20 protein-coding genes and 1 pseudogene are annotated in these 22,345 nt (G+C 45.4%); 10 read left to right on the top strand and 11 right to left on the bottom strand.

The window, feature by feature from the left end; genetic code table 11:
- Nucleotides 1-1,290: 1,290 nt before the first annotated feature.
- The gene (locus tag AB4Z29_RS20635) at nt 1,291-2,220 is read left to right on the top strand and encodes a ParA family protein (protein ID WP_441944875.1); all 930 of its coding nucleotides are present in this window, start codon (nt 1,291-1,293) and stop codon (nt 2,218-2,220) included.
- Nucleotides 2,221-2,254: 34 nt separating this feature from the next.
- Complete coding sequence (locus AB4Z29_RS20630; protein ID WP_441944874.1) at nt 2,255-2,875, top strand: hypothetical protein; 621 nt, start codon at nt 2,255-2,257, stop codon at nt 2,873-2,875.
- Nucleotides 2,876-3,252: 377 nt separating this feature from the next.
- Here the strand turns inward: AB4Z29_RS20630 and AB4Z29_RS20625 are convergent.
- The 4 genes and pseudogenes from AB4Z29_RS20625 to AB4Z29_RS20610 form a co-directional block, all read right to left on the bottom strand.
- Nucleotides 3,253-3,345 (bottom strand): annotated as a pseudogene (locus tag AB4Z29_RS20625) (sulfurtransferase); the annotation flags it as partial.
- A 6-nt stretch (nt 3,346-3,351) separates the two neighbouring features.
- Nucleotides 3,352-3,516: a hypothetical protein gene (locus tag AB4Z29_RS20620; RefSeq protein ID WP_441944873.1), complete on the bottom strand. Its 165-nt coding sequence runs from the start codon at nt 3,514-3,516 to the stop codon at nt 3,352-3,354.
- Between the two features lie 216 nt (nt 3,517-3,732).
- Nucleotides 3,733-4,353: a hypothetical protein gene (locus tag AB4Z29_RS20615; RefSeq protein ID WP_441944872.1), complete on the bottom strand. Its 621-nt coding sequence runs from the start codon at nt 4,351-4,353 to the stop codon at nt 3,733-3,735.
- Nucleotides 4,346-4,819: a hypothetical protein gene (locus AB4Z29_RS20610; RefSeq protein ID WP_441944871.1), complete on the bottom strand. Its 474-nt coding sequence runs from the start codon at nt 4,817-4,819 to the stop codon at nt 4,346-4,348. Before AB4Z29_RS20610 ends, AB4Z29_RS20615 begins: the two co-directional genes overlap by 8 nt.
- A 237-nt stretch (nt 4,820-5,056) precedes the next feature.
- On the opposite strand from AB4Z29_RS20610, the gene AB4Z29_RS20605 reads away from it, so the two are divergent.
- Entirely contained in the window at nt 5,057-5,929 is an 873-nt protein-coding gene (locus AB4Z29_RS20605) for a VOC family protein (RefSeq protein ID WP_441944870.1), read from the top strand.
- On the opposite strand, the gene AB4Z29_RS20600 is transcribed toward AB4Z29_RS20605, so the two are convergent.
- Nucleotides 5,926-6,780 (bottom strand): AraC family transcriptional regulator, encoded by an 855-nt coding sequence (locus AB4Z29_RS20600; protein WP_441944968.1) that lies wholly within the window; start codon nt 6,778-6,780, stop codon nt 5,926-5,928. The genes AB4Z29_RS20605 and AB4Z29_RS20600 overlap by 4 nt on opposite strands.
- A gap of 159 nt (nt 6,781-6,939) precedes the next feature.
- Here AB4Z29_RS20600 and AB4Z29_RS20595 point away from each other — a divergent pair, with 159 nt between their 5' ends.
- On the top strand, nt 6,940-8,994 hold the full coding sequence (locus AB4Z29_RS20595; RefSeq protein WP_441944869.1) for a beta-galactosidase: 2,055 nt from the start codon (nt 6,940-6,942) through the stop codon (nt 8,992-8,994).
- Nucleotides 8,995-9,352: 358 nt separating this feature from the next.
- On the opposite strand, the gene AB4Z29_RS20590 is transcribed toward AB4Z29_RS20595, so the two are convergent.
- From AB4Z29_RS20590 to AB4Z29_RS20580, 3 genes are read right to left on the bottom strand one after another with little or no spacing between them, the layout of a single operon-like run.
- Complete coding sequence (locus tag AB4Z29_RS20590; RefSeq protein ID WP_441944868.1) at nt 9,353-9,838, bottom strand: DMT family transporter; 486 nt, start codon at nt 9,836-9,838, stop codon at nt 9,353-9,355.
- On the bottom strand, nt 9,835-10,545 hold the full coding sequence (locus AB4Z29_RS20585; RefSeq protein WP_441944867.1) for a Crp/Fnr family transcriptional regulator: 711 nt from the start codon (nt 10,543-10,545) through the stop codon (nt 9,835-9,837). The genes AB4Z29_RS20590 and AB4Z29_RS20585 overlap by 4 nt, the downstream gene beginning before the upstream one ends.
- Nucleotides 10,546-10,573: 28 nt before the next feature.
- Nucleotides 10,574-10,999 carry a DMT family transporter gene (locus AB4Z29_RS20580; protein WP_441944866.1) on the bottom strand — a complete coding sequence of 142 codons (426 nt, stop codon included), beginning with the start codon at nt 10,997-10,999 and terminating at the stop codon, nt 10,574-10,576.
- Nucleotides 11,000-11,276: 277 nt separating this feature from the next.
- Here AB4Z29_RS20580 and AB4Z29_RS20575 point away from each other — a divergent pair, with 277 nt between their 5' ends.
- The 5 genes from AB4Z29_RS20575 (at nt 11,277) to AB4Z29_RS20555 (ending at nt 18,274) form a co-directional block, all read left to right on the top strand.
- On the top strand, nt 11,277-13,031 hold the full coding sequence (locus tag AB4Z29_RS20575) for a sensor histidine kinase (RefSeq protein ID WP_441944865.1): 1,755 nt from the start codon (nt 11,277-11,279) through the stop codon (nt 13,029-13,031).
- A 31-nt stretch (nt 13,032-13,062) separates the two neighbouring features.
- Nucleotides 13,063-14,637, top strand: a complete 1,575-nt coding sequence (locus AB4Z29_RS20570; protein WP_441944864.1) for a response regulator — start codon at nt 13,063-13,065, stop codon at nt 14,635-14,637.
- A gap of 165 nt (nt 14,638-14,802) precedes the next feature.
- Entirely contained in the window at nt 14,803-15,723 is a 921-nt protein-coding gene (locus AB4Z29_RS20565) for an ABC transporter permease (protein ID WP_183570239.1), read from the top strand.
- Nucleotides 15,724-15,739: 16 nt separating this feature from the next.
- Complete coding sequence (locus AB4Z29_RS20560; RefSeq protein ID WP_441944863.1) at nt 15,740-16,657, top strand: carbohydrate ABC transporter permease; 918 nt, start codon at nt 15,740-15,742, stop codon at nt 16,655-16,657.
- Between the two features lie 57 nt (nt 16,658-16,714).
- Nucleotides 16,715-18,274 carry an ABC transporter substrate-binding protein gene (locus AB4Z29_RS20555; RefSeq protein WP_441944862.1) on the top strand — a complete coding sequence of 520 codons (1,560 nt, stop codon included), beginning with the start codon at nt 16,715-16,717 and terminating at the stop codon, nt 18,272-18,274.
- A gap of 354 nt (nt 18,275-18,628) precedes the next feature.
- Here AB4Z29_RS20555 and AB4Z29_RS20550 read toward each other — a convergent pair whose 3' ends face one another.
- A complete protein-coding gene (locus tag AB4Z29_RS20550; RefSeq protein WP_441944861.1) occupies nt 18,629-19,576 on the bottom strand; it encodes a phosphotransferase in 948 nt (315 codons plus the stop codon).
- A 232-nt stretch (nt 19,577-19,808) separates the two neighbouring features.
- On the opposite strand from AB4Z29_RS20550, the gene AB4Z29_RS20545 reads away from it, so the two are divergent.
- Nucleotides 19,809-21,110 (top strand): stalk domain-containing protein, encoded by a 1,302-nt coding sequence (locus tag AB4Z29_RS20545; RefSeq protein WP_441944860.1) that lies wholly within the window; start codon nt 19,809-19,811, stop codon nt 21,108-21,110.
- Nucleotides 21,111-21,260: 150 nt separating this feature from the next.
- Here AB4Z29_RS20545 and AB4Z29_RS20540 read toward each other — a convergent pair whose 3' ends face one another.
- Both AB4Z29_RS20540 and AB4Z29_RS20535 read right to left on the bottom strand, forming a co-directional pair.
- A complete protein-coding gene (locus AB4Z29_RS20540) occupies nt 21,261-21,857 on the bottom strand; it encodes a hypothetical protein (protein WP_441944859.1) in 597 nt (198 codons plus the stop codon).
- A gap of 158 nt (nt 21,858-22,015) precedes the next feature.
- The gene (locus AB4Z29_RS20535) at nt 22,016-22,342 is read right to left on the bottom strand and encodes a hypothetical protein (RefSeq protein ID WP_441944858.1); all 327 of its coding nucleotides are present in this window, start codon (nt 22,340-22,342) and stop codon (nt 22,016-22,018) included.
- Between the last annotated feature and the right edge of the window lie 3 nt (nt 22,343-22,345).

Genomic DNA, 22,345 nt, shown 5'->3' with positions numbered 1-22,345 from the left:
CACTTCTGATCTTTGGAGTGGCTTCTTCATTGGTCAATTAATTTCCTCAAGTCGGGCACTAGGCCAAAGAAGCCATGCAATCGAGTTTCTCGTATCTGAAAGGTTCACGGAGTACTTTCTGAAGGTTTGTTCGTCCAATTTTTTTATAATGGCATCATATAATGTTAGTTCGGATAAATTCCCAACGGATGAAGAATGTAACCAAGCATGTAGAGAAAAAAACAATTAAATGGCATGGGCATGTTCTTTGGGCTTTAAAATCATTTCATTCAAAGTCTTAAAATTTTCACTCCAAACTGATTGCTGCCCTTAGCTCATCGTGGATTGACTGATTAAATTATGTATGACTTGTCCGCTTGGATTTCCAGATTCTTGATTATAGAATATGAGCCTGTTCATCACCTCCAGATTGTAGAATCTATTTTCACCCATTCTCTTTGTTTGGAGCGATTCATATGCCTGAGGCAGCAGCAACACGCAAACGATTGACTTCCGCTGCGGTTACCTTACACATTTTTTAAAGTGTTCTTTCAGACAAGGAGAAGAAGACTAAAAAAGCTCTCCCAAACAATTACAATCGTGCTGTCATTGTTGATCTTATGTTGATTCGACGCTTCTAATAGAACATGTTGATTTTGCTGGTTTGTAGAAGCTGAATCTCTCAATTTGGATACACACTAAAAGCCGGCGCAGCCAATTGAAAGGCTTTCCTATCAGCCCATGTTACTTTGAATCTCGCTGGCGTGACTTGCTCCAGAAATCCGCGCTGCCTTAAATCCGGTACCATGATCTCCGTCATACGCATGCAAGTCTGCTAATTAAAAGGAAATTATTCCCAAAATTTCAAGCGAAATACTAGGACATGCAAGTGTAGGTATCACTTTGGATCGATATTCGCATACGTATGGTGTTGATTACAAAGCAGCAAAAGAATTTGATGTTGTTATTCAGCAAAGAATTCAAGATAGACTTAGTAGGTTGAAATAAAATATGGGCTATTCCTATAACAAATAAGATCTATTTTTGGAAAGATTATTTGAAACTGAAGAGGAGGATGATGAGGAATACTAAATACTGTAATCCTTCAAAACGGTCCGCAATAACTTAAACATCCTAGGCCAAATGTCACGCCTAATCGCTATTCGTATACGTATTGCGTGGACTACAAAGTTGCGAAGGAACTCAATCATTTGTTAGAGATGCAAGATAAAGGAATAGGTATGAGCGTATATTAAAACATGATATACTAACAAGACTGAATAATTCCACAATCTGGAGGGAATCCTAACAATGAAGAAAATTTCCATTATTAATTACAAGGGTGGAGTAGGAAAAACCACTTTAAGTGCTAATTTAGCTTCAGAATTAGCCTTTAGAAATAATCGTGTTCTTATTGTTGATTTAGATCCGCAAGCAAATCTTACTTTCTCCTTCTTCAAGTTGCCAGAGTGGCAACAACTTGATGCTGATTCTAAAACAATTAAACATTGGTACGATGCTTTTCTTGATGAAGATAGGGATATGTCTTTAAAAGAGCTTATTGTAACTCCTGACAAAGTAAATAATAAGTTAAAAGCAATGAATTCTACTGGATCTATTGATATTATAAGCTCTCACTTAGAATTAATTAATGTTGACATGGAACTTGCTACAAGGTATGGAGGTAATTCTGATAGAACAATCAGAAGTAGTTTTTTGAGATTATTCTCCAGACTTCAAAATGGTTTAAGAGAAGTAGAAGATGATTATGATGTAGTTATAATTGATTGTCCTCCAAACTTTAATATTGTAACTCAAAATGCTATCATCGCTAGTGATTTATATTTAGTGCCGGCAAGACCAGATGTTCTTTCGACTATAGGCATTGACCAATTGGTGAGACATATAGATGCTCTTACTGTTAAGTATAACGATTATGCTGATTCCGCAGGTGGATCTTGGGAGAAAATAACTCCAACAATTCTTGGAGTAATATTTACAATGGTTTCGATTTATGACCAGCAACCAATTTCAACTCAAAGAGAATTTATCACCCAAGTAAGAAGAAGTGGTTATTCAGTGTTTCGGACCTATATGCGAGATAACAAAACTTTGTTCGCTAAGTCCCCTGACTATGGTGTGCCAGTAGTGCTCGATGTTGATCTGACAGGAATATATTTAGACATAAGAAAAGAACTCGAAGACATCGTTGACGAAGTTCAAACCAAAGCCGGTCTGTAAAGATGTATGTTACAATGGAGCAGGAGGTGCAGAAATGAGTGATTCAAAAAAAGACTTTGAAACTGTTCAAAAGATGTTTATTGATTTTATTAGTAATTTGACCAATATTGAATATGAGAAGCTACTACGAGGTGAAGGAACGATTAAGTTTTTTGAAAAAGAAATTTCTCCTTCCCGAAAATCCGAATTGACGGGTTTGTTAAACAACCTTTTGGGTCTAAATGCTGAAAATATTCAAGCACACATCAAGTCAAATCCTGAATTAAAAACTAAAGCGCAATTAATGGAGTTTTGTGATCTATTTAACATTGATGTTAAGAGTAAAGATAAATCAGATAGTATTATATATAAAATAATCGATTTTATTGAATCCAATAGAGATTCTCTTCAAAATACCTTAAACAAAAGAAATGATATAGATTCACTAATTGAGTCGGTTGCGATTGAGTTAGAGAAAATAATGGACATGAACATAGCCCGGGAACTGATTTTAAGTTCTGCCTTCTCATCAAACAAAACAAATTTATTGAAATTAGCAAGAAGATTAGACGTACATCTAGATAAAGATGTGTCTTTGGACAATGCCAAAGAATTAATTGTTGATTCAGTTGTAGGTTCAAAAATTAGATCGCTATCTATTAGAAAGAAAATATAGATATTTTATGTTAGATGCCGTTAGAACATGTTGGCATTGATTAATTCCTTTCAGTTTTTATTTTATTTTTGTTGAATTTAAGTTGATTTATCCGCCCATCCTTTTCAATTGTTGATTCATAGAAGAGATCATTTTTTTAGGGTCGGAGCCACTCTCAAGTGAAGGGGCTACCGGCCTTTATTTTGTCTGTACAGAGGTTTGTACGGTGCTTCTTGAAGCATACGAGCGCACGCTCGGTTCAGAGCTCCATGAAAGTATTTTCAGAGAGCGAGTGTTGAATCCGTGTTGACTCGGAGCCCCGCTGAATACATCGCCCAAAACATTCGACTCATATGACGATGTACTCAGAACGCCCGTCCCACGGGACTTCTCAGCTTTTACTCCTCACCTGTAGCAACCGGATTCCCACTATCAGAACTCCAATCGCTCCAACTCCCCGCATACAACCTAACCTTATTAAAACTCGCTTCCTGCTTCTATTCATGTCTGCTGTTATACCAGAAACAAACCTTCATAATTCGCTCCTGATTGCACACCTCTACTGACTCTGCCGCTTTCTTGAAATAACGCATGGAACCAACCTCAAGGGGAAAACAGAGAAAAATACGAAACGCAAATGCGAATAGCATGCGTTCCCACATCGTGATCACTCACTCCTTCTAAGCTTCGCCTACTCCACTACAGTAACCTTCCAATAATTTCGCGGCATCCATACGCAACGAAGACATTCTATTGAACGCAGGCCGACCCCCATTCACTAGGGGACGGCCTTCTTCTGTTAGCTCACCACCGCTGTTCCCCCTAAAGGCTGCTTTCTTAATTAAACGATTGCTGCAGCTTTTCAGCTGCTTTCTTAATTAAAACAATTGCTGCTGCTTTTCAGCTGTCTTCTTTATTTCCCGCTTCTCTTCATCTAGTTCGTATAATATTGCTCCGCTTGTGTCATAGGCGAACAGACGGTTGGTGCCCGTTGCTTCCGCTTCCTTCTTCGGAATGCGATAAGACCGTGCAGCCAGATACGTACCGTTACTAATAGCCGCATCCTGTTCTTCTCCGTCCCACCATACGATTCGCACCTTATTCACCTTGGGGTCAACTACCTGTCCCATATAATAATGATGCCGATATTTGCCGAAAGTGGAGTAACCTCCTTGGAAATTAATAACCGTGTCATCCTTGAAAGGGGTGCCACTTCCTCCACCGCGATAGCTCCAAAATAGCCCTAGCGTCCTTCTTACGTATAAATGGTGGTACATTCCGTTTTCTTTATCAACGATTTGCAGCAGCTCATAACCTTGACCTGTCTTCACTCGCTCTGAGACCGGGGCATATGGCAGCTCCAGCATATTCAGCGCTTTCCGAGCCACTTCCTCCACACGAAACGAGCTTTGCGAGAATAATACGGCACATAAAACAAAGCTAGCCAGCGCAATAATCAACCAACGTATCATATGCCCTGCAAGGATTCTACTATTCATTCGCTATCTCCCCTCCCTCGAACGACACAGGAAAGGAAAAGGATTGCCCGTATGCTTCATTAAAGACGGTAATGGCTTTCATATCCTCCGGCACAGGATCAAAAATGAAGTCCCCGCGGGATTTAAACAATCTCATTGATCCACTAGACGACTTATAGTCCAGCACCAAGCCGGAATCCGTCTTGATTTGAATATTATTCGGCAGGCTTGGAACGACGAACAGATTCTTGGACGACAAGTAGACAACAAGCTTATCCTCATCGTAAATAACGCCGTCCACTCTTACCTTTTTGCCAAAGTACGTCTGTGTATCCGCGTCAACCTTATAATAATGGCCTGTTTTCTTTGCCTCGCTCACTGCCTGGTCCCGATCAAACAGATCCAAGCCGGGGATTACAAACATCAGCGCTATACCTCCAATAATAATAAGCAATGTCCATTCGATCCTCCGTAATGATTTTCTCATTCTGCCTCCTTACCCACTACCGCGCAGCAATTAAGTTACTTTTAATAAGTTACTTTATTAAAGTTATAATTTGTGATACGATATGTTCATAAAGCGAGACCGTACACGTACGCCTTTATAGTATGAACGCAAACCGCGTTTATTTCCAGTATTTTGAATAGGATGTACTTACTAGGAGTAATCTTTGGAAAGCATACAGAGGATAATGTTCTACATTTATATAGAGGAGGAATTACGATGCCAGCCATTCTAGATCCGCATATTTCGCTTGGCGAAGTGAAGCTGAAGATTAGCCAGTTGGAGAGATCCATTCGATTCTACGAGGAGGTCGTTGGTTTAAAGGTATTATCGCTCGATGAGGCGAACCGCGAGGCGTCCTTTACTGCCGATGGGAAAAACGTACTGCTTGTGCTCCAAGAGGTGCCTAACGCAATCATACCGCAGCGTCGTTCCCACGCAGGGCTGTACCACTTTGCGATACTTCTTCCGGACCGCCAAGCCTTGTCGCTTGCGCTTCGCAATCTGATTCGGAGCGGCATTCATATCGGCCAAGCCGATCACCTCGTCAGCGAGGCGCTTTATATCGAAGATCCCGACCACAATGGCATCGAGATTTATCGAGACCGTCCACGCAGCGAGTGGAAGCAGGATGCAGGCGGCAACTATGTGATGGCAAGCGACCCGCTTGATATGGAAGGCTTGCTTGCAGAGAGCATCGGACTGGAATGGAGCGGCCTTCCGGCTGGTACAGTCATTGGCCATATTCATCTGCATGTCGGCGATCTGCGTACCTCGAAAGCCTTCTATGAAGGCAAGCTCGGTTTTGACGTCGTTGGCGATTACGCTCAAATGTCCGCCGTATTTGTTTCGGCTGGCGGATACCACCATCATATCGGCATGAATATATGGGCAGGAATCGGTGCCGTATTGCCTCCTTCCAACGCAGTAGGCCTTTCTTACTTCACGATTGTCTTCCCTAGCACAGCCTCTCGCGAAGCTTGGCTTACAGCACTGCGGGCAGAAGGGATCGAGACGAAGCAGCAAGACCTTGCCGTTGTCGTGCATGATCCATCAGGCATCGCCATTCATGCAGTTGTCGCTGCCGGTTAATGGAGGGTCGCGCCCTGCCCGTATATCATTCGGTACATTTTGGGAGAAACGCCCTCGGATGAACGAAATACCCGGATAAAATAACTCGCTTGCGAGAATCCGCATCGCGCCGATATCTCTGTCACGGATAGCCCCGTTGTCGCCAGCAGCAGCTTGGCTGCATCGATCCGGCATTCCGTGACGTAATGGTTCGGCGTTTTTCCCATAACCTGTTGAAATAGCCTTAGAAAATGATACGTGCTATAGCCCGCCAGACCTGCCATCCGCTCCAAGCTCCAAGGCTCCGCACAGTGGTGCCGAATCTGATCCGCCGCTATCCGGATCGCGTTCTGCTTCTCTAAAGCAGACGAGCCCTCCAGCCTCTCCGAATGCTGAACCAGCTCTACTAATACCTCATACAGCAGCGCAGAAATACGCGGCTCATTGCTCGTCTCGAATGGCTTGCAAAGCGCGTACAGCTCCTCCGTCAGCTGCATGAACCGCTCCCGGTTCGAGAAGGTAAACAGCCACCCGCCGGTTTCGTCGGCTTCTCTAAGCATAGGCAGCGGAATTTGCGTCTCGAAGTGAATCCAGCGTACGTCCCAAGCATCGCTCGCACTTGATCCATACTCCTGGAAAGCGTTTTTCGGGAACAGAAAGCCGTCGCCTGCCCTCAGCTGCAGCTTCTCCCCCCCGCTGCCATTCATGACATAACCGCTCCCTTCAAAAATCAAATGTAAATTGTAATGCTTCAGCTGGCCTTGTTCCCTTCGCTCGGCATGCTGGGGGAATGCTTTGTATCTTCCTAACAGGTCAGGGTAACATACATACTGGTTAAAAGCCGGACTAGGTACAATATAATGCTCCCGCATCACGCTGCATGCCTCCTCTTCAAGTTCGCAATATTGTATCATTAATCGCATGATATTGTCATTTACGTATGCTTACATTGATTTTAAAATAATAGTTGAAAGCAATGATTCGCAATATATTCGCATGTTCGATCAATTCTCATACTGGAGGAGCATAATATGAAATCTATCGATGCCTTGAAAGAATTCCGCCTCGGCACCTGTTATTATCCGGAGCACTGGCCTGAATCGCTGTGGGAGGATGACTTCCGCCGGATGCGCGAGCTTCATTTCTCCATTGTCCGCGTAGCGGAATTTGCTTGGTCCATCTTCGAGCCGCAGGAAGGCGTCTTCTCGTTCGACCTGTTCGACCGCGCTCTAGATCTTGCCCACAAGCACGGCCTCAAAGTCATTATTGGAACGCCGACAGCCACGCCCCCGGCTTGGCTGACGCATAAGTATCCCGAGGTGCTCAATGTGACGCAGGACGGCGTTACGCTCCAGCATGGGCTGCGCCGTCATTACAACTACAGCAGCACCAAATACCGCGAACTGTCGGCAATCATTACGCGTCAGATGGCTGAGCATTATAAAGACCATCCCGCTGTAATCGGCTGGCAGATCGACAATGAATTCAACTGTGAGATCAGCGAGTTCTACGCGCCTGCCGATCATGATGCGTTCCGGGCTTGGCTGCAGGAGAGATATGGCACGCTGGACAAGCTGAACGCAGCTTGGGGCACCGTATTCTGGAGCCAAACGTACACGGATTGGGAGCAGGTTTTCCTGCCGCGCCCAACTCCTGCCCATAAGCAGCCTAATCCCCATCAGGCGCTGGATGAGAAAAGGTTCATTTCTGACAATACCATATCGTATGCAAAGGTACAGGGCGATATTTTGCGCGAGGTCGCTCCTCATCAGTGGGTAACGACGAACGGCCTGTTCGGACATTTGGACAGCCATCGGATGAGCGACGAGCTGCTAGACTTTTTCAGCTATGATTCTTATCCGCAGTTCTCCACGCTGTATGATTCGAAAGGCGAGGAGAATCCGCTAGCTGACCGCAGCTGGAGCCAGAAGCTGGGCGTTGTCCGCTCCATCTCGCCAAACTTTGCCATCATGGAGCAGCAATCGGGGCCAGGCGGATGGGTCAACCGAATGGATATGCCTTCGCCTAAGCCAGGCCAAATGCGGCTCTGGACGTACCAGTCCATTGCGCACGGTGCAAATATGGTCCTTTATTTCCGCTGGCGGACCGCAACCTTCGGCAACGAGATTTATTGGCATGGAATCAATGACTATCACAACCGCCCGAACCGCCGCGTCCGCGAAGCGGGGCAAATCGGCTCGGAGCTTGCGCTTGCAGGCAACCGCATCGCGGCTTCTGCGTTTAAGGCCGACGTTGCGCTCCTTCGCGATTATGACAATGATTGGGACGGCGAATACGACATCTGGCATGGCCCGTTCGCTTGGCAAAGCGCAGCGTCCTGGTTCAAAGCGCTGAGCAGACGCCATATTCCAAGCGATACGCTGTATGTTCGCAACAGTACTACGATTGAAGATCTGAAGCGCTACAAGGTTCTCATTTACCCGCATCCCGCGATTATGCGCGATGAGACCGCCGCGCTGCTGGAGCAGTACGCACGCGAAGGCGGCATTATTATTTTCGGCTGCCGAACCGGCTACAAGAACGAACACGGCCACGCCTATATGCGGCCATTCCCCGGCGCAGCTGCTGGACTTTGCGGCATTTCCGTCGAGGAATTCACGATGGTGAAAGGAACGCGTGCCGCAACCTCGATGAAATGGAACGGGGGCAATGAAGCAATTACTGGCGCGGACGCCTTTAATGAGATTTTATACGTGGAGGTTGACTCCGTCGAGGTAGTAGCCACCTACGCTTCTGACTACTATGCCGGCAAGCCTGCCGTGACGAGAAATGCTTTCGGCGAAGGCGAGGCTTGGTACTTCGGAGCCGTATTCAACGATGCTTCCGCAGGACAAATCATCGAGCGCCTCGGACTTGCTGCGCCGACTGCGGGCTGGCTGTCACTCCCGCCTGACGTAGAGCTCGCCATTCGCGAAGGAGAAGATGGACCGCTGTTCTTCCTGCTGAACTACAGCGAGCAGCCTGCTGCCATCACGATCGATGAGGAGAAAACCGATCTGCTCACCGGCAATACGCTCAGCGGAACCATATCGCTGGAAGGTTTCGGCGTTATCGTGCTTAGCTAGTTGACCATAAAGAAGCCCAAGCTCGTCATCGAGCTTGGGCTTCTTGCGTTGTGCGGACTAGGTTGTCTCTGTCGTCTATGTTGTCTTTGCGAACTACGTTGTCTCTATCGACTATGTTGCCTCTGCGAACTCCGTTTTCTCTGTCGTCTATGTTGTCTCTGCGAACTACGTTGTCTCTCCGAACTCCGTCATCTCTGCGGACTTTGTTGTCTCTTCGGGCTGTGTTCTCTCTGCGGACTTTATTGTCTCTTCGGCTGTGTTCTCTCTGCGGACTTTGTTGTCTCTTCGGCTATGTTCTCTCTGCGGACTTTGTTGTCTCACGGTCATGTTCTCTCAGCTGTACTGTCATCTATGCGAACTACGTTGCCTCTCCGAACTTCGTCGTCTCAGCGGACTTTGCGGTCTGACGTCCGCCGCTCCATTTGAATAGAACAATGCCGCCGACTATAATCAGAACGCCGAGAAGCTTTGCAGGCGTGAAAGGGACCTTTTCCAAGCCAAGCCATCCGAAGGAATCCCACAGCAATGCGAAGCCAAGCTGGGAAGACAGCATGATCGAGACGCCTAGCGTCGGTCCGAGCAGCCTTATGCCATTCACCAAGCTAATCACTACACCTACCCCGATTACGCCGCTGAACCAATACCAGAGCTGCATATCATGCAGCGCGAACATCCCTTTCCCCTCGAAAAGCAGACCTAGACCGAGCGAAGCGGCAAATCCCAAGCCCAGCACCAATGCCGTCGTTGCCCACGAGCCTGCTCGCTCGCTCACCTTGCTGTTGAATATCGTTTGTATGCCCACCAGCGAACCAGCCGTGATCGCGAGTATAAATCCTGCAATCATGATCCCATCTCCTTATTCGAGCCAGAATGGCTAGCAAGCGCGCTTAACCGTTCCCGGTCTTTAATGTAAATGCCCATCCTGCTGCGTTCCACCATGCCTTCCGCGCACAGCTTCTGTATCACTCTGTTCAGATGCCGATAGCTCGTTCCGATCAGGTTCGCCGTATCCGTAAGACTTGTCGCGCTTAGGTGTCCCCTGAACGCCGAGTCCGTTTCATCATAAGACATCGAGAGCAAATAGCTGGCTAATCGAACTTCTACGGGATACATCAAGTTCATGCTCATGGCATTGGACTTGATAAAAAACTTTTTCGTAATAATATCCAATAAGAAATGGAGCAGCTGGGGATGATGACTGTATGCCTTCAACGACCGATAGTGAACGCCGATCATGACGACAGGCGATACCGCCTCGACTGTATTGATGATATCAATCCCGCGTATATATTCGATATCTCCAATGACCTCAAGCGGTGTTTTAAATGAGATTACGAGTGTTCTGCCTTCCGTTGAGGTGTTGAAGATCTTAATCTTCCCTTTTATCAGTACGTACATTTGATGAGCGGCTTCACCTTGCGTGCATATCAGCTCGCCTTGCTCGAAGCTGCAAAGCGATAGCTGCGGTCGCAGCGGCGCTGGAAAGATCTCTTCAAGCTGATAGGCGTGCAGAAAACTCGTCAGCTGCGCATCATCCTTTATTTCGTTCATCCGACTGTACCGCCTCGCTTCGGGTAAATTATAATTTCAAAATGACTACGCCAGCGACCATCATTCCGATTCCTATCAGCTGAGGCAGCCTGATCCTTCGCTTTTCCAGACCGAACCATCCTCTCGCTTCGATCCAAAAGGTCAGGCATAGCTGGGCAATTAATACCGCTGATATCGTAAAGGTAACCCCCATATGGTGAATAGCTGTCACATTGCCAAAAATGATAACGGCAGCGAACGCGCCGCCTGTCAAATAGATCGGCTTTACCTGTCTAAAAGACTGCCACTGTCCGTCACGGACAACGAGCAGAATAAGCAGTGCTGTCACGAATCCGGTCAACTGGGTGAGGGCTGCCGCCTGCCAAGTACCGATATCCTGGCTAATCCGCGAATTAGCGACTCCCTGCAGGGTAATGAAGGCCCCCGCTAATAACGCAAACAAACTTCCTTTCATACGCTCTCTCCTTCATTCTTCGTCTCTCCATTAAAAGACAGAATGACAGGTAAAGGATAGGACATATGTCCCAAGCGTAAACGGCAGAAGCCGTCCTCTGGCGGCTAAGCTTACGTTTCGCGTAGAAATATAGAGAAAGGATGGCGAAATCATATCCTTTCTCTATATTTTCCAAAAACAGATTTACAGAACAATCTCAACTTGGTTAATAATATACTTCGTCTTTTTAATCCTGTATATTTAATAAAAATAAATTTGCTGCGAAAGAGGAAGTCTCATGCGACGCTTCAAACTAGGAAGGCTGTATATTCCTTTCACTTACAAAATGATGATCCCTTACCTGCTGCTTGTTCTGCTGACTGACCTGCTCATTGGCTATATTTCGTATACGATGCTCATTCAATCCCGAACCGAAATGGCCGAAACGAATATTCGGACAGCTATGAAGCAGACACGCAACAATATTGAATACCAAATGGATGAAATCAACCGGATGTCGAGCACCTTGTTCACCAGCCTTACCTTTCAGAACGCACTTCAGAATGCAGGAGATCCGCTTGAGGTCATGCTCAAAATGAGAGATGATATCATTCCTCAGATGAAAGCGCCGCTTCAGCTGTACGGCAACAACATCCGTCTCGTCCTCTACACCGTGAATGAAAAAATGTACGAGGTTCCCGGCGACAATATGGAGAAGGAGATTAGCAGAAGAGACTATTACGTCCTTCCTGCCAGCAGCATCGCAAACACGGATTGGTTCGAATCGATTCAAGCCATGAATCAGGATAATCTGTGGCTTCAACTGGATACAGACAAGAAACTGAATCATATTTCTCATTTCCGCAAACTGGTTTCGTCCAGCGGTCTTGCGTCTGTAATCGGCTATGTCCGTGTAACAGCAAGGTTCGACGAGCTCTTTGGCAACTTCGATACGTTCCCGATCGACCAAGGCATCAGTCTGCGGCTTGTCGATACGACGACAGGCACAACCCTATACACCCGAGGAGAGGCTGACGCACATTCGAACCAAAGCAACGAGCTCAGCATCAAAGAACAGATTACCGGAACACCTTTCATTATCGAATCTCTGGTACCCCATGCTTATTTGAACAAAGATGCCAGCAGAATGCAGAAAGTGATCGGAACCGTCTGTACGATCAGCTTTTTGGTCATGGCTTTTATCGGCTTTATCGTGGCGAGGCTCTCCGGCAAAAAAATGAAGCGAATCGTCACGCTCGTCCGTTCCTTCCAAGAAGGCAACTTTCATAAACGGATCGTGTTCACAGGCAATGACGAATTTGTCCATATTGCCGATTCCTTTAACCAGATGGCGACGAGCATACAGGAATTGATCAAAAATGAATATGTGCAGGGCATTCAAAAGAAACAGGCCGAGCTTGATGTGCTTCAAGCACAGATCAGCCCTCATTTTTTATATAATACTTTGTCTACGATAGGCAGTCTTGCCAATCTCGGCGAGGTTCAGAAGGTCACCCAGATGGTGCAAGGCTTGTCCAAGTTCTACCGGCTTACCTTAAATGGCGGCAATGTCTATATCTCGCTGGAGAAGGAGCTCGAGCAGATTGAAGCCTACCTCGATATTCAGCGGGTCAAATATGCGGACACGTTCAAGGTCTATTTCGATGTCGAGCCTGAAATTTTGCATACGCCGATCATTAAGCTGATCCTGCAGCCCTTTGTTGAGAATATATTCAAGCATTCATGGTTCGGCAAATCCATAGCCATTCGAATTACCGGGAAACGGCTTGGCGACCATATTGAGCTCAAAGTCATCGATAACGGCATCGGAATGAGACCGGATACCCTTAAGAAGATGCAATCCAATACGCTTCAGCCGGACAACCAGTCGGATAAGTACGGGCTCAAAAACGTGGAGGAACGAATTAAGCTACGGTACGGCAATGACTTCGGCATTCGCATAGGCAGCCATTACGGAGCAGGAACGACCGTACAAATTATTCTTCCGATTGCCAATGCAGAGATAAAGGAAGATGGCGATATCATCGCCTGAACGCAGACAACGATGAGAGGAGCAGACGCATATGGAAATCAATATTTTACTCGTGGATGATGAATCCATTGATTTGGAATGGCTTCGTCGGCGCGTTGTGAGCAACAAGGCTATGCAGCAGCAGAATGTGAGAACGGCGGTCAGCGGCTTCGAGGCGCTTGAGCTCATGGAGCAGCAGCCCGTTGATCTTATTCTCTCCGACATACGTATGCCGATTATGACCGGCATGGAATTCGCGCGCAAAGCGAAGGAGATCAATCCGCAGGTTCATATCGTTTTTATAAGCGGTCACCAGGACTTCAGCTATGCCAAAGAAGCGATTCAATTGAACGCTTCCGGCTACCTTCTTAAACCTGTCGAGGACCGTGAGCTGCATGATATGCTGGATCAGATGTGCAGCAAGATCGAGGAGGAAAGAAAACAGCGCTCTTCCCTCTCGGAAACACTCAGCCTCGTGCATCAGGAGCTGCTGCTGCGCTGGTTCAAGGAGCCTACCCCGGGACAGGTAGAGGATCATCTTCATCGCTTCCTCGCACCGATCCTTGAGAACGGAGCGACAGTCGCCATTATCGAAGTAGATGATCTAGCCTGGAAAATTCATCTTACGACGGAAGAGGAACGGCGATTGTTAATCGCAAGCATCTCCCTCTTCATCCGAGAATTTGTGAACGCGAAAAGCCTAGGAACCTTAATGGCGAGCCACGACGACCATTTCGTGCTGCTGACCACGATTCCGGAAGAGCATATAAAGGCTGTGCTCGAACAATTAATCGAAGCATTCTACAAACAATTCGCCTACTCCATTACGATTGGAACGGGCAAATATACGTCAGAAGTCAATAAGCTGCATGACTCCTATCGGCAAGCCCAAGCGGCGCTAAGCATCAAATGGGTGTTTGGCAAAAACAGGCTCATTCAGGATGCTTCGGCATGGTCTCCCAAGCAGGCAATGGCTTTGAACTTGGAGAAGACCGTCGACCGGATGCTTCAAGCGATGCTCGAATATGACCTGACTGCGATCGACGATTGCTTGCTTGAGCTGTTTAACGGGGATCAGCCCCTTACTCAGAAAAGCGACATCTATGATCTTATCATTCGTATTACCTCCAAGCTTCATGCTGATCTTCAGCAGATGAACGAGCATTTGTACGAAATTTTGAAATGGGAGTCGCATCAGCCCTTTATTTTGTTTCAATTTGAAACGGTGCATGATATTTTATCGTGGCTGCGAAGACGATTTTTTGAATTGTCAGAACTGCTGTATTTGAAGAAGCAGCGGCAGAAACGCAAGCTTATAGATGAGATTACGCGATTCGTCGAGCAGCGGCTCGACCAGAAGATCACGCTGAATGAGGTAGCTTCGCATTTCGACTTCACGCCCAACTACTTAGGACAGCTCTTCAAGGCTGAAACCAATACGTTGTTCACCGATTTCCTTATCGATCTGCGCATGAAGCGTGTATGTGAATTGTTGAAGGATCCGACTCGAAAGGTATATGAGATCGCAGAGCTTGCCGGCTATAAAAACATTGTGTATTTCAACCGGCAGTTCAAGCTGTCCACCGGCATGTCGCCTGGAGAGTATCGCAAGCAGCATAAAATTTAAACTAATCATATGCGAATGCCCGCGTCTGCACAGGACCGGGCAATTTCTTTGCCCTTATACAGGCAATCGTTGAATTAGTATTGGTTTTAGTTGATCACCTTAATTATGCTGCTCTTTTCTATTTCTTATAATGAATGTAGACAAGAGATGAGAGAGGGAGCGCACATGAAACGAAACGGATTTATAAATGATGTAATCAAATACCGCACGATTCTGCTGATGCTAACGCCCGCTGTTTTGTTTTTCCTGCTGTTTGCCTATGTACCGATGGCAGGAATAATCATTGCGTTCAAGCATTATGATTACGCCGGCGGCATTTTTGGAAGCGCTTGGAACGGGCTCGATAATTTCAGATTTTTCTTTGAATCAGGGGACGCTTGGAGAATTACGAGAAATACGGCGCTTTATAACGTCGCATTCATCGTCGTAAATAACGTCTTGCAAATTTTCACCGCGATTCTATTGTTCGAGGTCGGAGGCAAATGGTTCCGCAAAATCACGCAATCCATTCTGTTTCTCCCCTACTTCATTTCATGGGTCGTTGTAGGCGCAATTGCTTATAATTTATTGAACTTCGATATTGGTACCGTCAATTCCCTGCTAAGAGGAATCGGCATGGAGCCAATCGATATCTATAATACACCTGCTTATTGGCCATACATTTTGACGATTGTGTCCGCATGGAAGATGCTTGGTTACGGTACGGTCATGTATTTGGCGGCCATTACGAGCATCGATACGGAAATGTACGAAGCCGCTGAGATCGACGGAGCGAATGTGTTCCAGCGTATCCTGAAGGTGACGATTCCTAACCTTTATCCAACCGTAATCATTCTAGTGCTGCTTGCAGTAGGCAATATATTCAGAGGAGATTTCGGAATGTTCTACAACATGGTCGGCAACAACGGTGTTCTGTTCTCATCCACCGACGTCATCGACACATTCGTATTCCGGTCACTGATTACCTCGAATGATATCGGTATGTCGGCCGCAGCAGGCGTTTTCCAATCCGTTCTTGGATTTACAGCCATTATGCTCGTGAACTACTCCGTTCGCAGATATGACAAAGATCGGGCCTTATTCTAATGGGAGGTGATATGAGATGAGTGGAACTGAGCTTGAAACGAAACCAGTAAGATCCAATCAACGGGACCGCCAATTGCTTTCCGTTATCGGTTATATATCTTTATCTGTCCTGGCTGCACTGTGCATCCTGCCTTTTATTCTAATCCTATCCTCGTCACTATCCGAGGAAAGCACGATTGTAACGAAAGGTTATCAATTTTTCCCGAGTGAGTTTTCATTCGAGCCCTACAAAATTTTGTTTAAGTATCCCGAGCAAATTTTACGTGCATATTCGGTGACGCTGGCTGTTACCGCAATCGGAACCGTAATCGGATTATTCCTGACCGCGATGACCGCGTATTGCTTGTCCAGAAGAGATTTCAAATGGCGGAATCAATTCTCGTTTTTCTTCTTCTTTACCACCTTGTTCAGCGGCGGCCTCGTGCCTTGGTACCTTCTAGTCGTCAATTACCTGCATATGAAGGATACGATTCTAGCCTTGATTCTTCCGCTGCTGCTCAACGTGTTCTATATCATTGTCATGAAATCGTTTATGAGCAATATTCCAGAAGCGATTGTGGAATCGGCTAAAATAGACGGCGCAGGCGACTTTCTCATTTTCCTTCGTCTGATCCTTCCGCTCTCGAAGCCCGCACTCGCAACAATTGGACTCTTTCTCGCACTCGGTTATTGGAACGACTGGTACAACGCCTTGCTTTTTGTCTCGGATGAAAAGCTGATGCCGCTCCAATACTACCTGTACAAGATGCTCGGCAATATGGATGGCATGCGCAAAGCGATGATGGGCTCAGGCGCAGTCGTGACCAACGTGCTCCCTACTGAAGGCTTGAAGATGGCAATGACCGTTGTCGCCAGCGGCCCGATTCTAGTCGCGTATCCGTTTATCCAGAAGTACTTCGTTAAAGGCTTGACGATCGGCGCTGTAAAAGGATGATTCCAAGGAAACTTGGTTTATCGATAAATACGATTCATCACAAGGGGGATATTTCAAATGGTTAAAAAGAAAAGTATAATCATGCTGGCTATGATCATGGCAATGGTGATGATCATCAGCGCTTGCGGAAACAAAAACAATAACGCACCTGCTGCTACAAAGGCACCTGACGGTGGAGAGACAAGCACGAATACAGAGCAAGGCGCGTTAGATACATCTGAAGCGGTTAAACTGAAAATGGTATTTGTAGGACCTAAACCGGTTGATTACGACTCCGTGTTTGCAGCTGTTAACGAGAAATTGAAAGCAAAAATCAACGTAACCCTTGAAGGTGAATTTCTGGATTGGTCCGATTGGGCACAGAAATATCCGTTGAAGCTGGCTGCTAATGAAGATTTCGACCTTATCTACACGGCTAACTGGGCAGGATACAATGACCAAGCGCTCAAAGGCGGCTTCCTTGAATTGACAGAAGATATGCTGAAAACTTATATGCCTACTACTTGGAAAGAAATGTCCGAAGTAAACTGGGATCAAGCTAAAGTGAATGGCAAGCTGTTCATGGTTCCACAGAACCTTGGCGAATCCGTTGAGAAGCTTATCCTCTACCGTGAAGATTTACGCAAAAAATACAATCTTCCTGCCATTGACAGCCCTGAAACTTATGCTAACTATTTGAAAGCAGTAGCAGCTAACGAGAAAGGAATTACGCCTTTCACACCAGAAACAGGCGACTGGAAGATGCACAACCTAGACCGCATTATGTTGAAGCAGCAATATGACTGGAACCTGTTCGATCTAGACATTCCGCTCGGCTTTAAAATTACAGATGAAGCTGGCAAGATCTTCAATGTCTATGAAACACCAGAATTCAAAGATCTGCTCGTTTACTACAAAGATCTTGCAGACAATGGCGCTTGGTCCAAGAACGTACTGAACAACAAAAATGATCATCAGCAAGATTTCAGAGAAGGTAAAACGGCATCTATTACGCATAATATGGGTACGCTCGGCTCACTAATGGCCTTGATGCGCCAAACGAATCAATATGAAGTTGCACTTGCTGACATTAACCCAAACAGCAAGAAGTCCCAAGCTGTCGCTACACAGAACGGGGTATCCGTACATGCGACATCGAAGTACCCGGAACGCGCTCTTATGTTTATTGATTTGATGCAAAATGACCAAGAGCTGCATGACCTTATCAATCTCGGTATTGAAGGCGTTCACTACACAGCTGTTGGCGATGAGAAATTCCAATCGACGGACAAAAGCCCGAACTACACTGGCTTCTCCTTCTGGGGCTTCAACTCCCCTCTAAACCGTGATAACGAGTCATTCCCTGAGGAAGCGACTGCAATGCAAAACGGTTGGGACAGCAGCGTGTACCACTACCCGCTTGAAACGTTTGTATTCGATAACAGCAAAGTAAAAACAGAAGTGGCCAATGTAAGTAACGTCATGCTTCGTTATGCAATTCCTTTAGAGTATGGCGTAATCAAAGACGTAGATAAAGGCCTTGCAGATTTGAACAAACAAATCAAAGCAGCAGGTATCGAGAAGATTCAAGCTGAGCTTCAAACTCAAATCGATGCATTCCTTGCAGCGAAAAAATAATACAAAAAGGAGAGAAGGCGATTGCCTTCTCTCCTTTTATTTTGCCCGCAGCATCCTTTAATAAAATGGCGGAACCTTATTCTCGAAGAGAAATAATACTCATTGCCGAATCCCGTATTTTGGGCAATATCGCTGCCATCCGACCTACTGTCCATGATCTCTATATTACTAGCATTACCCTTGACGTTTAAAATAGTCCGATGTTATGCGTTCTGAAATAATAGCTAAACATAAAACCAACTAAAAACGCAGGAGAGATTAGAAAAAAATAAAATTTCTTTCGTACTCCAGTAACCCGAAGGCATCTTATGTTAGTCATAAACGAAAACCCCGCTTAAGTTAGCGAGGTCTTATTTACAGCTCATCCATAATCAAGTCAACAACTTGTTTTGCGAAAGCAGCGTAGGATTCAACCCGGTCGGGACTTTTATCAATAGCCCATCTGAGGTTATCGATTGCTTTTAATAGCAGCAAGCTTCTCCCATCTGCAAGGTCTTCTGCATTTATGCCATACCCGTCTAGAAATGCATTCAAATCTTCCATTCTCGGGCCTTCTTCTGAACCTAGTAGTTGGTACTGCATCAATTGATTAACAGCTCCATGCGGTACTACGCTTACTTCTGCATTTTCCCAATCCAGCAGTATCACTTGGTTTGCCTGATTGATAATCGTATTCTTTAAAGAGATATCTCCATGATTTAAACCGAAGCGAAACGTTCTTTCCTTCAGATTTTCAAACAGCTTCCGCACTTTTAGCGATTCTGTCTGAGTAAGTACGCCAAGCTCAATCAACCGATCATACTCCGTCAAACTATTGATATTATACTGCACATACCCTAGCCAGCTGCCGTCCGACCCTGGATGAGGAGGTGAGTGAAACTCACCATGGACGGGGTCAATCAGATTTTCCCCGTATCCCTTCACTTGAATCGCATGAATACGTTTTGCATATTCGCCCAGCTGCCTCCAAACATCGGATTTGAGAATCGTACTATCTAGCCCGTTTTCACCATCAACAAAAGCTTGAATCATATATGCGGTTTCATCCACTATGCCAATGGACAACACCGTAGGTCCGGGAATACCAACAGTGGCAGCTTGTTCGATACACCATTTTTCTTTCATATAGCTTGAATATGCATCTTTATTGTTCATGCGAACAACGACTTTACGACTCTCTGTTTCGACTACGCAAACCTGATTTACGAAGCCTTTTCCTATAATCTGATATGAAGTTTTTACTTGCTCAAGAAGAAAATCGCTTGCAATTCGCACTGCTTTTGTAACGATAGAATCTTCCATCCTTGCTTTCATCTCCTCCTGTTTCATGCTTTGAACTAGTTTACCATAGACATGTTGGAAAGTTCGGTTATAACTAAACGACTCTGCCCTACTAATTTCCCACGATCGGTGTTAAAGAAGGGAATCTGGCAGACTTGAAAATATTTAACGCTAGAATTTTATGGTAATTTATATTAAAATACTATTTACTGATTGTTAAGCAATCATTAATAGATGAGGGGTGTCGGATAGAATGAAAAATTTAATTTCTTGGAAAACGCACGCGAAAAAATGGTCGGTCGCATTGCTTGCCAGTACAATTTTGCTATCGCCTGTAGGCTTGCCTGTGTCAAAGGCGGAAGCAGCTTCAAGCCAAGCGGTTGATTCCGTTCAGGGTACGGTGAACAAACAGGATGCTGCCAAATATCGGATTGTTACTTTGGGTGATTCGATTACCGTAGGCTATGAACCAAATTTGACAGCGTTACCATACGGTTATGTAGAGCGTTTATATGAGCAAGGGCTTCTTCACGGACGTACAACGGTTAGCAACTATGGCATAACCGGTTTGAAAACAGGCGGACTAAAAACATTTGTCGATGCGATTCAATTAGGCACAAAAGTAGAGGCTGACGCTATACAGCCTAACCTGTCCGATCCTAATGCAGGGAAACTCGGAGCAAATACGGTGCAAATTCGTGAGAGCATAGCCGCTTCCAATCTTATTGTAGTTACAATCGGAGGAAATGATGTCGCCCAATTGCTTACGCTTGGTGCAACGTTAAATGACCAGCAATTAGCCGAAAGCACATCTTCCTTATTGAATAGCTATGCAGAAAATCTAAATCAAGTCATTCAGAATCTATATAAAATCAATCCAACTGCTGAAATTATTATAGCTGACCAGTATCAGCCCATGCCGGAAATCGCTAACGCAACCTTGTATCCTAAGCTAAATGAAGTATCGAAAAATTTTACTGCTACCGTAGATAAACTTGCTGCAGCTTTTGCTGCCCAAGGCTTGAAAATTAAAGTTGCGCATGTTTCCGAGGCGTTTTTAGGTAAAGAAGCTCAATTGACTCACATGATTTCAGATCGTGATTTCCATCCCAACCAGTCCGGTTATGAACTCATTGCCAAGATTTTTGCGGAAACGATCTGGGGTTCACACACAACGCTAGCAGCAGCCGGCGGGCAATCGATTAATGTGATCGTTAATGGGAAGAGTCTAGAAACACCTTATAAACCAGTCATTAAAGCAGACAGATCTTTTATCGCCATCCAAGATATTGTCCAAGTGTTTGGAGCCGTTACCGTTTGGGATGCAAAGACCAAAACAGCAGCGATTACATACGGTGATCACAAGCTGACGGTTCAAATCGGAGCCTCCCACATTCAATTGGACGGAGCAGCAATAAAGCTGGATACGCCTGCTTTCTTGAATAAAGTAGGCAAAGAACATAAAACGTATGTCCCGCTTGCCGCAATAGCTCAGGGATTTGGACTGGATGTCCAATATTTGGAGAAGCTGAGAACGGTATTTATCAACGCTTAAGCATGTGGAATCGAAATGGCAAAGAAGATGCATCCTTCATGGATTGCATCTTTTTTTGTCTTCCCAGGTCCGAAAAATGTAGCTCTCAGATCATATAACATTTATGAACTAGTACATCCGTAGTAAGTAAGGCAGCCCAAACCGTTGTGTTCATCGACGTCGTCCTCTTAAGGTTATGAGCAGCAGAATGCATATGGCTAGAAAAACCACAAGTAATGAAACGACCATGAACCGATTATTCGACTCCTTTGTTGCAATAGTTTTATCCAAATATTCCTCAGGAGTGCTTGTCATTTTAGAAGGATCGTATCCTACTCCCAATGCTTTTATTTCCTCTTGTGCGGATTCAAGTCTCTTATTCCCCTCACAAAGACCTGTTTCTAGTCGATCTGCGTCGCCATAAGCAAAAACGATAAATTGTTCATTTAATTCGAATCCACCGTATCCGCAACTTGCCGAACTCCTTGCTGTGTAAACAGTCGTTTGAGAACCCAATTCCCCTTTCCAAACCTCTTTTACCTCGAATTCAACTTTTACAGCGTCTGCGGTAGACCAAATTTTCCCTTCAACAGGTTTTGTCAAACGCAATACTTTGCCCGTGAATATTGCCGTTTTCCGTTGCAAATGATCTTCTATACTTGGAGTCTCTGCGCAAGAGCATGCATGGGCTTTTAAAGGCGCGAACGCAAACCACGTACCGAACAAGAACAAAAAACTTAGGATGGTCATCGTTATTTTTTTTTGCAATTAATTCACCTCGTTTAAATGGAAGCCAATTCCAAACTACGATACCTGCTTCGTAATCATCTTTTGTCCGGATTGGGTGCCAACCTCTACATTTGAGTCACGCCTACTCCAAAACCGCGAAGCTTGTAAATAAGATGAACGATTGAAATCGACCTTTTCTATAAATCCTCATATCCGACCAGCAAGAAAATAATAACGCCTACAACAGCAATATGAACGAATGAAGAAGCAACGAGGAGGCCGGCTACACGCCAATCCTTCACCGACAGGCGGGTATTCGAACTTAGTTTATACATGGAAAAACCAATTACATTCGCTATAAGTAAAGACTGCGCCAACCCTCTGGAAACCGTGATGAACGCAGGCGTATTGTTGACAATCGGGTTTAAGAACCAGCTAAACGGCTCCACTAACATCACAATAGGAACTACAATCCATGCCAAAAAATGAACAGGCAAAATATAAACGATTTTTCGTAACGCCATTCT

Source organism: Paenibacillus sp. 2TAB23 (genome assembly GCF_052115165.1).
GTDB lineage: Bacteria > Bacillota > Bacilli > Paenibacillales > Paenibacillaceae > Pristimantibacillus.
Note: the sequence above shows the minus strand (reverse complement) of the source record. Positions and strands in the feature narration are given on the sequence as shown.